This is a genomic window from Clostridium sp. MB05 (assembly GCF_046581255.1).
GTDB lineage: Bacteria > Bacillota > Clostridia > Clostridiales > Clostridiaceae > Clostridium.
The window spans coordinates 1,197,360-1,209,365 of sequence record NZ_CP174370.1 but is presented as its reverse complement, the minus strand read 5'-3'; the positions used below and the strand labels follow the sequence as shown (position 1 = coordinate 1,209,365).

The window sequence follows — 12,006 nt, the reverse complement described above, 5'->3', positions numbered from 1 at the left end:
CCATTTTAAATTCACCCCTTATTTATTTAGAATAAATAATTTTTAATTTTATTATACATAACGTCTCCAATACTATATTATATTAAATCCTGCTAAAAAGGCAACCTATTTTCTTTAAATGAGAAATGTATTTAGTGTGGATAGTAATTTTTTGCTCTGTCGCTTCTCTCAAAGTCGCCATAAAGTTACTATCCACACTTAAACTACTATAAAGAATAAATTATAAAAAGTGAGAGTTAAAAATTAACTCTCACTTTTTATTTAAATAATTATTTAAATGTGCATATTGCTTTTAATAAACAACCTAATATTAATACTTCTCCAATTATTGGATATGGATATATATTTATTCCACCTAAAAGCAAAATATACTCTATTATATATAGCATTAAGCTTATTAAAAGTATCCTCATCCCAACTTTATTACTAAATGGTTTATCTAAATTAATTAATATAAATACTGATAAAGAAGCTATTATAATTAAATATATTAAAATTGGTACCATTCCATCTTTTAATGAAATAATAAATCCAAAATTATTAGTTATATTTATGCTAATTTTATATGTATATACTAATGCAACATATAATAAAGCTAAAATTATCATAAAAATATAATTTCTATTAAACTTCTGCTTTTCATTTCTTAAGAAAATATATAAAGCTGATAGTATTATTAATGGTACACTAAAATAGTTAAAAAATACGTAGTACTTTAAAAAGTATATTATCCCTTGCTTTTCTATAAATACCCCAAGTAGTAGTACAATATATCTTAATATTAGTGGCATTAATGATATACTTACAAATAATTTTATCTTTTTAGGTGATAAATCTAAATTCCTTTTTTCTAAATATAATATAAATGTAATTGTAAATAGCAAAAGACATAAATAGCTAAATTCTAACAACTAATCCCCCACCCTTTTATATTCCTGCTATTTATAATTATTAATAAATTTCTTATTTTATTCTAACTTTATATTATTTTACTCCTAAAATTTTTAGTCCACCTTTTATGCATTTTATATGAAGTGGAAAATCTGGCCCTTTTTCTCCATCTATATCAGTAACTATATTCTCATTACATTCTACATATAGATTATTTGTTTTAAAATAAATAACATTATCTGAATCTAGATGTTCGCCTCTTAACATTTTAACAAATAGAGGGATTAATTCTATTATAGGAATAGCTTTAAATATAATTACATCAAGCTGTCCATCTGTTGCATCTGCTCTTGTAGCTAACTTAAAATTACCAGCCGTTTGACCATTAAAAACTAGCATAAAGTACATTTTTCCTTCATATGTCATTTCTTCTGATCTAATACTTATGTCAAGTTTTCTAAAGTTAGGAAGCTCTTCTAATCCTTTTAAATAATATGCCAGCTTACCTATAGTATTTTTTAAGTTAACATCTGTTTTTTGTGATACATCTGTAAACAATCCTGTACTTGCTACATTAACAAAATACTTATCATTTATACTTCCTAAATCTACAGAAGTTACTTCTGATGATAATATTTGTTTACATGCCTTTCCGATATCAGATGGCATACCTAAAAATTTTCCAAAATCATTTGCAGTTCCCACTGGTAATATTCCTATTGGTATTGAAATTCCCGACTTAGCCATTGCATTAACTACATTATCTATTGTTCCATCTCCACCAGCTATTAGAATATAATAATAGTTATTATCTTTAAAGTCATTAAAAGCATTTATAACATCCTCGTCTTTATCTATTCTATACGGTACTATAGTGTACCCTGCATTCTGATGTATTTTTATAACCTTGTCTAGTTTATCTAATATTAGATTTTCTCCCGAGTATGGGTTATAAATAAATTTTACTTTTTTCACAGTACCCCTCCTAAGCTAATTTTATATTATATTCCAATTATAAAAATTATATAATTACATAAAATAAATACAATGATTCATATATAGTATATTACTATATTTTACATATAAATCAAATTAATTATTAATCATAATTCTTAATTTTACCTTAATAATTAATTTAACCTTTAAATATCTTATATTTATTATAAATATGTGATATAATATTGCATTGACAACAGAGATTAGAAAATAAATAATATTAATGGTTTAAACCAGGAGTGATTTTATGAAAAAGAGTTGTATTCCAAATGTTTTTACATTTATTAATTTATCATGTGGCATAATATCTATTTTATACACTTTTGATCAAAATTATTTATTCGCTTGCTTCTTTATATTAATAGCAGGCCTTGTAGATAGATATGATGGAAGAGTGGCTAGATGGTTAAATGTTTCTAGTGAACTTGGAAAGGAATTAGATTCATTAGCTGATTTAGTATCCTTTGGAGTTGCACCATCTATACTTATCTTCTTAATGTATGATTTAGCAAAGGTAGGACCAGCTGGAATAATAGGTTTTGCCGTTTTATTAGCCTTCCCTATATGTGGAGCCTATAGATTAGCTAGATATAATACATCTTCATTTGATGGAGTATTTACAGGAGTTCCTATAACTATTGCTGGAAGTTTCATGGCTATATTTGTATTTTTTACAGTAAATTATAAATTAACTCCATGGATTCCAATAATACTTCTAGCACTTGGTTCATATCTTATGGTAAGTACATTTAAATTAAAAAAACTTTAGTCACAAATATGATAAAAGCAAAAAGCTATTTCAATAAAAAATAAAGCTATTTCAATAAAAATTTGGAATAGCTTTATTTTTTATTCTTCATCTTCTCTTTCTGAATTATCAAAATCTAAATCAAAATCTATCTCTGTTAATATATTATGTTTATTTGTCTTTTCCTCAATAAATTGTTTTTTAATTTTACAATATTTTGTATAAGAAGTACTACACTCCTCTATTGTCTTTATAATTTCATCTATTATATCACCTAAATCATCTGCCCTTTCAACAGCTTCTTTAACTTGGCTTTTTTTGGCCTCTGATATATTATTTAATTCGTTTGCGCCTCCAATTAATAGCCTATATGAATTAACCATAGAACTAAGTAAGTTAGTTAAGTTATTGATTTCGTTATATTGTCCTCTAATTAAATCTTTATACCCCAATCAATCACCTCTTCCCTCTTCATCCCCTTTATAAATTCATCATCTGCTATATTAAAAATATTATCACTATATTTAAATTCTTCTTCTACATCTTTATGCTTCTTACATTTGTCATCATTATTACTATAATTTAATTTTCTCATATAATGCTCTAATACATCTTTCGCATCATTAACTACTTCCTCTGCCTTATTTTCAATGTGCTCACAATCTATTTTTTTGCAATTTAATGAATTTAAATGTTTATAATAAACACCATGAATTTCTCCAACATAATGATTTATTATTCCTTCTATATCAGGTTTAGATAATGGCTTTCTAGTATTGTAAATTAAATTTATATATTCATTATAAATATTTTTAAACTTCTTTACATGAAAGTTTAATTGATTTATTATTTCTTCTTCATCACTATCAGAAGCTCTATATTCCTTTAGTTCCTCAGTATATCGCATAAATTCCTTTATATACCTTAAAATAAAATCTTCTATAATTTCATTTTCTACATTTTTTAAGTTATCTTCTACAATTTCCTCTGTTTCTTCAGTATCCTTTTTATCTTCAATATAATCTATATCAGCTAACCTTTTTCTACTATTTTTAAATATTTCTTCTTCATTTGTAGTTTCTTCTGTATCATATTCCATTGTATTTGATTCAAAATTATATCTAAACTCTTCACTAAACAATACAGGTACAAAGAACTCTTTTGGTATTGATATAAACATAACCTGCCTCCTTAAGAATTTGTAACCTTACAGTATGGTTTGAAGTATGCTCTTGGATATTTACATAGCGGACAAACTAATGGTGCTTCTTTTCCCTCATGGATATATCCACAATTCATACATATCCATAATGATTCTTCAGAGCTCTTAAACATAGTACCATCTTCAATTTTATCGTATAATGCTTTAAATCTTTCTGCATGCTTTTCTTCTGTTTCAGCTAACTCTTTGTAAAAATCAGCTATTTCCATAAACCCTTCTGCTCTTGCATCTTCTTCAAACCCTTTGTATATAATTTTATATTCATCTGTTTCACCTAAAATACAGTCTAATAAGTTATCTTTAGTACATCCTATTAAATTTAAAAATGTTCCATAAGATTCTCTAGCATGAGCAAATTCATTATGTGCTGTTTCATCAAATACTTCTGCTACCCATTGGTATCCATCTAATCTTGCTCTTTCAGCATATAAATTATATTTATTTCTTGCTCTAGATTCCCCTGCAAAGGTCTTATAAAGATTTTGTTCAGTTTTACTTCCCTTAAAGTCCATTTCTATCTCCTAAAAATTTATACACTTATAATTTATGCAACCTCATATTTAAGTGTGCCCTTAAGTAATAAATTGAGAATATAAGTGCTACGATAAATAAACATGTTTCATAAGCTAAATAGCTACGCAAAGAAGTACTAGGCTCTGAAAAACTACTATGCCAAAAGTTTTGCTTAAATTCGCTACCCTCAAACAAACCAACAGCTCTAAGGTCTAGTAGTTCTTCCTTCACCAAGTACTTCTAACTGCTCACTATATGCTTACTACACATATTCTATTTATCTTCGCCTTTATTTTAAATATAACTATTAGCTAATTAATAGAAACTTTCCTATCTTCATCACAAGATATTTCTATTTCTTTTCCTTCTTTTGTCTTTGTTATAAGCCTTACCTTATGTCCCCATAGATCTTGAAGATATTTTAAGGTTTCCTTAGCATATGACATTTCAAGCTCACGGCCATCAAAAAAGTGTTCTAGTGTTAAAGTTAAATCTCTTCTATTTAAATCAGTTACCCTTATATATGGAATAGATGCAATACCACAGGTATCTGCTAGATGATCTCTTATTTTCTTCCACCCAATTTCATCTGATATCTCTTCAATTACATAATCAAAGCTTTTTTTAGCATATTGAAATAAATTAAGTTCTTCACAAAGATCTCTTGTTAAGTATCTTCTTAAGAAAGAACTATCTCTTTCTGTTTTTCTAACTTCAAATATTTTTTCTATACCAAATCTTTTTTCAATATCTTGAAATATTTTAAATCCTATATAATATGGGTTTAGACCACCAACCATAGGCGCTACTACATCATTATGCCTTTTTAAAAATTCAAAATGTAATCCATCATTTAAATTTAGCTCTTTTAATATATTATAATGCCAAAAGCTTGCCCAACCTTCATTCATTATTTTTGTTTCTATTTGAGGTAAAAAGTATTGTGTTTCTCTTCTTACTATTCTTAATATATTTTTTTCCCATTCTTCTAAAGTAGTATATCTTATTAAAAATCCTAAAACATCATCGCAAGGTTCTACTGGTATTTTAGATACATCTGGAAAAGGAATTTCTTCATTAGAATCTAATATTCCCCTATTTTCTTTTTTAGAATAATATTCAGCAATTTTACTTTCTTTTATTTCCTCACTATTTAATTCTTTAACCCCAACCACTCTAGGTATTTGAAATTTAATTGCATGTGCTGCATCTAATATTTTTTCAACCTTCTCATAACCTATACTTGGATCATTTATATATTCTCTAATTATCTCTGCATCTAATTTAAACATTTCTAAAGCACCTTTTGCATTAGTTCCCTCTACAAACATTCTATTATTTGCAAAGAAATCATTGTGTCCATAAACATGCGCCATAGTTAATATTTGTAAAAGCAAGGTATTTTCTCTCATTAAATATGCAAGACAAGGGTTTGAATTTATAACCATTTCATAAGGTAATCCAGTCATATTTAATGAGTATAATGTTTTATTTTTATCATAAGCTTTCCCATAGCTCCAATGAGGATATTTAGATGGCATACCAACATAAGCTTCATATCCTAGCATCTCATTAAACCCTATTACTTCAAACTCTTGTGGATAAAATTTAAGTCCCATCTCTCTTGCCTTTTCTTCTATAATTTCATTCCACTCTTCTAAAGTACTAACATTGTATTCCATAATTATTCCTCCTTTAGCTCTTTAGACAACATTATCTTCAATGCATCCCATAAATCCTTTTTTTCCTTCACAATCACAGAAATAAAGTTCTTGTATTTTATTTCTTTATTAAATCTATAGTACATTGTTGTTGAATAAGTGGATGGTAATAATTCTGCATATCCAAACATATTGCTTATTTCACATAATTCTTTTACAGATTTCATAGCTCTTTCGTTATCTTCACTCCAGTTATCCCCATCACTCGCGTATATAGGATAAATGTTCCACATTTCTGGTGAATACTTTTCTTTAATTAAATCTAATGCCAAATTAAGTCCACTGGATATATAAGTTCCACCTGACTCTGCTTTATGAAAAAATTCGTATTCATTTACCTTCTTTGCAACAGTGGTATGAGACACAAACTCAAAAGCTATATTGTTATATTTTCTTTTTATAAATCTAGATAAAACAAAAAATAATGATCTTGCTAAATACTTTTTACTGCTATCCATAGATCCAGATACGTCCATAATAAATATCATTACAGCATTACTTTCTTTTTTAGGCTTTTTCTTAACTTTATAATATCTAAGATCTTCTTCTCTAAATGGAAATCTAGTTATATTTGTTTTTAATCCACTTTCTAGTAAAGCTCTTTTCTTCCCTTGCTTTCTAGAGATCTTTGCAATAACAGTCTTTTTCTTTGCAAGTCTTGGGTTTATTCCATATCTTTGATATCCACGCTTTTTACCTGAGGTTTCAGTTACTATTTCAGAATATCTTTTCCTATCTAAATTAGGTAATTCTAAATCTTCTATGATATAGTCCATAAGCTCTTCCATAGTTATTTCAGTTTCATAGATATCATCTCCTGGTGAATTTCCCGCTCCTTTGTTCCCTATTTTTCCATTTGGACTTCCATCTGAAATTTTATCTCCTCTTCTTTCCTCTCCAGCTCCAGTAGCAACCCCTTTATTATTCCTTCCAAATACAAATCGATATTCCTTTATTCCTCTTATTGGGATTTTAAATTTCTTGTTTTTACTTTCACCAATAATACTTTCCTCTGAAAGAATATCCCCTAAATTTTCCTTTATAGACTTTTCAACTAATTGTCTATGCCTTCTTCTATCCTCTATGGATCTGTCATGCTCTAATGGGTTATCTGCACTATCTCTAAAGATTGCCATCTCTATCAATCCTTCCACAAGTTGTTTGCAGCATATTTTAATATCACATCACAGCAATAAGAGCAATATCCATTATTCTTCATTTCCTCAACCATAGAATAATATTTTTCAGCTTGATCCTTATCTCTAACTCTAGATTTAGTTATTATTCTTGAAAGATCCTTAACAGATGCCATAAGTTTCTTTTCAATAGCCTCCTTTAAAGGTTCATAGGAAGTATAATCCATCTTGCTTCCATTTCTAACTAAATAGAACATATAGGAAGTAACATCTGCTCTAAAGCCCTTACAAGAACTTTCTGAAACTCCAATTTGTTCTTCTATACTTCTCATAAATTCTTCATCTGGGCTTAATTCCTCACCAGTTGATAAATCCTTTATTTTACTCTTATTTACAAAAGCTTCAGAGTTATCTATATAATTATCAAATAAACTCTCAGCTTGTTCTCTAAATGAATGAATAAATGCCTTTGTAATTTCTTTTTCCAATATCTTGTTATATTCTTTTCTTATAGTATCTTGTACAAATCCTAAATACTTCTTTTTATCCTCTGCTCCTATATCCATTTCTTTAACTGATTTTATTATACTTTCCATTATACTTAATGGATTTATACAATTATATTCAGAGCTAGAAAGAGCATTATCTATTGCCTTAATTATAAATCTAGTACTAATTCCCTTCATACCTTCATATGATCCTGCTTCTTCTCTTAACTCATTTATATCAATTCTCTTAGTACTTCCTTTTTCAACTATTTCTTCTCCATTGTAAATCTTAAGTTTTGTTATAGGATCTACCTTTGCAGAGGCTGATAGTCTTGAAAGTATTGCAAACATAGCTGCTACTTGCATTGTATGTGGAGCTATATGAGCATTAAAATTACTCCTTTTTAAAATTTTCTCATATATTTTCACTTCTTCGTCAAGTTCTAAACAATATGGCACCTCTATTTTCACAATTCTATCTAATATAGCCTCATTTGTATGATCTGACTTAAACTTATTCCACTCAGCTTCATTTGAATGAGCTACTATAAGACCATCAAAATAAATCATAGATCCCTTACCAGGTGAAGGTATAGATTTTTCTTGTGTTGCTGTAATTATTGTATGAAGATATTCAACATCATTCTTAAATACTTCAATAAATTCAACTAGTCCTCTATTACCTACATTAAATGCACCATTTAAAGAAAAAATTCTTGGATCATCTTCTGGGTACATATCCATTTTGGAAATATCTATTGAACCTGTTAATATTGAAGTATCTTGATTATTTGGATCTACTGGAGGAACAACACCTACTCCCTTTCTTGATCTAATGGAGAATCCCTTAGTTTCCACTGGGAATTTTTCATATTCACCATTAAATTCATTAACCAACTTATACTTACATACAGGACATAAATCTCCTTCTATTTCAACGCCTAATAATTCTTTAAATTTTGGTCTTAAATGCTTAGGTATTAAATGTAATGGTTCTTCATGCATTGGACACCCTTTTAATGAATATATCGGAGGACATTCTACTAAAGCTTTTTTTAGAGATTCAACTAATGATGACTTTCCTGCACCAACTGGACCAACTAAATATAATACTTGCCTAGCCTCTTCTCCCTTCATTGAAGCTGAATGTAAGTAGTTTACTAGCTTCATTATTACCTTATCAATTCCAAAAAAATCATCTTTAAAAAAACCATATCTTCTTATTGGATCATTTCCATATATTTTCTTTACCTTAGGGTTTTCTTCTCCCTTTAGTACTTCTATCCCTTTACTAACGACCATATCATAAATTCTCTTATGTGAAAGCTTGGCTACCTCTGGCTTTTCTTTTACTATCTCTAAATAATCAAGAAATGTTCCTTCAAATTTTTCTTTGTTTCTGCTTTCTCTATCACTTTTTATAAATTCTTCAAAGTTCATTTACTCCCCCCCTTTTTACTAAAATATATTCCTATACCTACTTTATATATGACAAAATCTTTTAGATAGAATTTTTTATGTGGAGTTAATAATTAAACTATTATATAAATATAAATTTTAACTTTATATATAAACTAAAAAAATATTATATTTGTCAGGTTTATGAATAAAATCTTATATAATTTAGCAAAATAAAGAATAATATATTTAAATAAATAAAAAGTTCTTATACTGTATAAAAAATGTTCATTTAATATTTATCAAACTTGATATATTAATAACAATTATTAATTAGTAACTTTTATTGACAAATTTGCTATAATATATTATAGTTATATTAATAATAAGAGAATATTAAAATTAATAAGAATTAAATAAAAAAATATAAAGGGGTGTTTTACATGGATGGAATAGCATGCATGCTAAGTAAAAAATGTAGAAGAGAAAAATCAGAAGAGATAGTTCAAAACATGAATAATGAGCAAAAAACTTATGAAGAAATTTATGATGCTGAAAAAGAAAGTAAATAGAGATTAAAATTAATCCTCCCTCACTACACAAAATAATATATTGTCTTAAGAAACCAAAACATTACATTAGTAACTCGGACAATTGAACTAAAAAAGTAGAGAATCAACAGATTCTCTACTTTTTTAAATTGAAATTTTTTATACCCCAGTGAGAATAAAAATTTCTCCCATTAAAATTAATCTATTACATATGGATTTGATGAATTATCTAATCTTTCACCACCACCAGTACCCATAACATTTCCAATAAAAGTTCCTTTAATTTTATATTTATAATAATTAATATTATATGAAACATACATTTTATTTGTATCAAACACTTTTTTATCGAAGTGTATTCCTTTAGTAACTTCAAATGCATATTCTCTTTCTTCTCCAGGATATATAGCCCTATCAAAATTATTAATTTTTATATTCTGATCATTCGCTATTTTCTCAAAGTCATTATCATAGCCTTCAAATATTGGATTACTACGTGAACTAACTGTAGAATCATTAACTGCATTAGGTAAAATTCCAAATCTCATAGTTACATTATTTACACTAGCAATATAATTAGAATTATTTTTTATACTTATCTTTATCTTTAATATATTTTCGTCTTCTTCGAAGCCTACATATTTTACTATAGGATTGGAACTATTAAAAGCTTCATCATTTCCTTGACCAAATAATACCTTATCTCCTAATATAAATTTAAAGCCTAAAGTGAATATAAAAACTGATATAAAAATTCCTATACTTATCATTATAAATTTTTTATTCATTTTCTTATCCCCCTTAAGCTATATCTTTCTTTTTATAAATCTTTAATGAAATATACATAGATACTAAAAATATAATTAATGCTATAAGGCATGTAATAATAAAATACACATTTACTGACATAGTTTTAAAGTCATAACTCTTTAAGCTAAATATATTATAGATACAAACACCTATTTTTCGTGAAAACTTTAATAAAAGTGTTTCTCTTCCATTACTAATAAAATTAGAAATAGTATTACTTTTAAAAACTAAATATCCTATAAATATAATAATAAAAGAACTAATAATTCTTCCTATCTTGTAACCATATTTAAATATAATTGGAATTATTATTGCAAAGCTAAATAATATAGTTATCATGCCAACAAATATATCTTGAAAAACCATTACTCTTGCAGAATTTAATATATTTATTCCAAAAAGTATATACATAATTATTATTGATATAAAAAGTATTATTAAAGTAAGTATATATTTTGAATAAACCACATCCTCTCTTTTATTTGGAAGACTTAATATAAAACTTTCACTATTATTTAACCTATCATAATAAAAGCTATTCATGACTACAATAAAGGTAAACATTATTGGAAGTAATGTTGGAAATACATATGAAAAAGTTGTTAATAAAAATAATACAATTATAAATGTAATAATAGCAGACTTCAAGGATCTCACTTTTAATCCTACTATTAAATCTTTTTTTATAAGTTTAAACATTATTTTTCCCCCTTTACATAGTGATAAATTATATCCTCTAAAGTTGGAATAGATATATTTTCATTATCTAATTCCTTTCTATTAATAAATAGCCCTTCATGATAGTATTTTGATTCCTTTCTAGAAATAAAGTTCAAATTACTGTTTTCAAGTTCTTCCTTAGATCCTCTAAATAATCTATATCTATCCTTTATATATTCCATATCCTCTGATAAAACTAATTTTCCTTTATTAATAAAGGTTATATAATCTGCTATTCCATCTAAATCTGAAGTTATATGCGTAGAAATAATAACACTTCTATTTCCATCTTCTATTACTTCTTGAAGAAGCTTTAAAATATCCTTCCTAATTATAGGATCTAATCCTGCTGTTGGTTCGTCTAATATTAGTAGCTTAGCATCATGGGATAAAGCATTTGCTATCATAACTTTAATTACTTCTCCCTTTGAAAGATTCCCTATTAAAGATTTATTATTTATTTCAAATCTTTCTATATAAGAATCAAAAAGCTCTGAATCAAATTTAGAATAAAAATTAGAAACTATTCTCTTAAAATCCTTAACTTTTAAGTGACCATAGAAATTTAAATTATCATAAACAAAACCTATATTATCTTTTACATATACCTCATCTTCAAAAATATCTTTATCAAATATTTTAATTTCACCACTATCAGCCTTAATTAAACCAAGAAGCATTTTTATTAAAGTTGTTTTTCCAGATCCATTTGGTCCTACCAATCCCATTATAAAACCTTTTTTTAACTCAAAATAAATATTCTCAAGTTTAAAAATCCCCCTAGCTTTATTTAAATTCTCCACCCTAATCAT

13 protein-coding genes are annotated in these 12,006 nt (G+C 26.7%); 2 read left to right on the top strand and 11 right to left on the bottom strand.

Translation table 11 applies throughout. The annotated features are described in order from the left end of the window. Window positions 1–269 precede the first annotated feature (269 nt). Together ACH36K_RS05760 and ACH36K_RS05755 are read right to left on the bottom strand one after the other, a co-directional pair. Window positions 270–911, bottom strand: coding sequence for a hypothetical protein (locus ACH36K_RS05760; RefSeq protein ID WP_411169998.1), 642 nt, complete (start codon window positions 909–911; stop codon window positions 270–272). 73 nt (window positions 912–984) lie between these two features. Further along, on the bottom strand, window positions 985–1,866 hold the full coding sequence (locus ACH36K_RS05755) for a YegS/Rv2252/BmrU family lipid kinase (RefSeq protein ID WP_411169997.1): 882 nt from the start codon (window positions 1,864–1,866) through the stop codon (window positions 985–987). Window positions 1,867–2,134: 268 nt separating this feature from the next. Here ACH36K_RS05755 and pssA point away from each other — a divergent pair, with 268 nt between their 5' ends. Further along, on the top strand, window positions 2,135–2,656 hold the full coding sequence (gene pssA, locus ACH36K_RS05750; RefSeq protein ID WP_411169996.1) for a CDP-diacylglycerol--serine O-phosphatidyltransferase: 522 nt from the start codon (window positions 2,135–2,137) through the stop codon (window positions 2,654–2,656). An 80-nt stretch (window positions 2,657–2,736) separates the two neighbouring features. On the opposite strand, the gene ACH36K_RS05745 is transcribed toward pssA, so the two are convergent. The 6 genes from ACH36K_RS05745 to ACH36K_RS05720 all read right to left on the bottom strand — a co-directional run bounded on the left by ACH36K_RS05745 (window position 2,737) and on the right by ACH36K_RS05720 (window position 9,155). Further along, window positions 2,737–3,087 (bottom strand): hypothetical protein, encoded by a 351-nt coding sequence (locus tag ACH36K_RS05745; RefSeq protein WP_411169995.1) that lies wholly within the window; start codon window positions 3,085–3,087, stop codon window positions 2,737–2,739. Then, on the bottom strand, window positions 3,069–3,815 hold the full coding sequence (locus ACH36K_RS05740) for a hypothetical protein (RefSeq protein ID WP_411169994.1): 747 nt from the start codon (window positions 3,813–3,815) through the stop codon (window positions 3,069–3,071). Before ACH36K_RS05740 ends, ACH36K_RS05745 begins: the two co-directional genes overlap by 19 nt. Window positions 3,816–3,826: 11 nt before the next feature. Beyond that, window positions 3,827–4,369 (bottom strand): rubrerythrin family protein, encoded by a 543-nt coding sequence (locus ACH36K_RS05735; protein WP_411169993.1) that lies wholly within the window; start codon window positions 4,367–4,369, stop codon window positions 3,827–3,829. 312 nt (window positions 4,370–4,681) lie between these two features. Further along, window positions 4,682–6,052, bottom strand: coding sequence for a SpoVR family protein (locus ACH36K_RS05730; RefSeq protein ID WP_411169992.1), 1,371 nt, complete (start codon window positions 6,050–6,052; stop codon window positions 4,682–4,684). A gap of 2 nt (window positions 6,053–6,054) precedes the next feature. After that, on the bottom strand, window positions 6,055–7,227 hold the full coding sequence (gene yhbH, locus ACH36K_RS05725) for a sporulation protein YhbH (protein ID WP_411170658.1): 1,173 nt from the start codon (window positions 7,225–7,227) through the stop codon (window positions 6,055–6,057). A gap of 5 nt (window positions 7,228–7,232) precedes the next feature. Beyond that, window positions 7,233–9,155 (bottom strand): serine protein kinase, encoded by a 1,923-nt coding sequence (locus ACH36K_RS05720; RefSeq protein ID WP_411169991.1) that lies wholly within the window; start codon window positions 9,153–9,155, stop codon window positions 7,233–7,235. 401 nt (window positions 9,156–9,556) lie between these two features. Between ACH36K_RS05720 and ACH36K_RS05715 the strand changes: the two genes are divergently transcribed. Next, the gene (locus tag ACH36K_RS05715) at window positions 9,557–9,685 is read left to right on the top strand and encodes a hypothetical protein (RefSeq protein ID WP_411169990.1); all 129 of its coding nucleotides are present in this window, start codon (window positions 9,557–9,559) and stop codon (window positions 9,683–9,685) included. 176 nt (window positions 9,686–9,861) lie between these two features. Here the strand turns inward: ACH36K_RS05715 and ACH36K_RS05710 are convergent, their stop codons facing one another. Genes ACH36K_RS05710 through ACH36K_RS05700 form a run of 3 tightly spaced genes read right to left on the bottom strand, consistent with a single transcriptional unit; the run spans window position 9,862 to window position 12,006 of the window. After that, window positions 9,862–10,452 carry a hypothetical protein gene (locus ACH36K_RS05710; RefSeq protein ID WP_322382028.1) on the bottom strand — a complete coding sequence of 197 codons (591 nt, stop codon included), beginning with the start codon at window positions 10,450–10,452 and terminating at the stop codon, window positions 9,862–9,864. 13 nt (window positions 10,453–10,465) lie between these two features. After that, window positions 10,466–11,173 carry an ABC-2 transporter permease gene (locus tag ACH36K_RS05705; protein WP_411169989.1) on the bottom strand — a complete coding sequence of 236 codons (708 nt, stop codon included), beginning with the start codon at window positions 11,171–11,173 and terminating at the stop codon, window positions 10,466–10,468. Next, window positions 11,173–12,006 carry an ABC transporter ATP-binding protein gene (locus tag ACH36K_RS05700; RefSeq protein WP_411169988.1) on the bottom strand — a complete coding sequence of 278 codons (834 nt, stop codon included), beginning with the start codon at window positions 12,004–12,006 and terminating at the stop codon, window positions 11,173–11,175. Before ACH36K_RS05700 ends, ACH36K_RS05705 begins: the two co-directional genes overlap by 1 nt.

Coding starts and splice junctions, on each gene's coding strand:
- ACH36K_RS05710 (WP_322382028.1), bottom strand. CDS start 10,452: ATGAATAAAAAATTTATAATGATAAGTATAGGAATTTTTATATCAGTT.
- yhbH (WP_411170658.1), bottom strand. CDS start 7,227: ATGGCAATCTTTAGAGATAGTGCAGATAACCCATTAGAGCATGACAGA.
- ACH36K_RS05740 (WP_411169994.1), bottom strand. CDS start 3,815: ATGTTTATATCAATACCAAAAGAGTTCTTTGTACCTGTATTGTTTAGT.
- ACH36K_RS05730 (WP_411169992.1), bottom strand. CDS start 6,052: ATGGAATACAATGTTAGTACTTTAGAAGAGTGGAATGAAATTATAGAA.
- ACH36K_RS05700 (WP_411169988.1), bottom strand. CDS start 12,006: ATGATTAGGGTGGAGAATTTAAATAAAGCTAGGGGGATTTTTAAACTT.
- pssA (WP_411169996.1), top strand. CDS start 2,135: ATGAAAAAGAGTTGTATTCCAAATGTTTTTACATTTATTAATTTATCA.
- ACH36K_RS05705 (WP_411169989.1), bottom strand. CDS start 11,173: ATGTTTAAACTTATAAAAAAAGATTTAATAGTAGGATTAAAAGTGAGA.
- ACH36K_RS05720 (WP_411169991.1), bottom strand. CDS start 9,155: ATGAACTTTGAAGAATTTATAAAAAGTGATAGAGAAAGCAGAAACAAA.
- ACH36K_RS05715 (WP_411169990.1), top strand. CDS start 9,557: ATGGATGGAATAGCATGCATGCTAAGTAAAAAATGTAGAAGAGAAAAA.
- ACH36K_RS05735 (WP_411169993.1), bottom strand. CDS start 4,369: ATGGACTTTAAGGGAAGTAAAACTGAACAAAATCTTTATAAGACCTTT.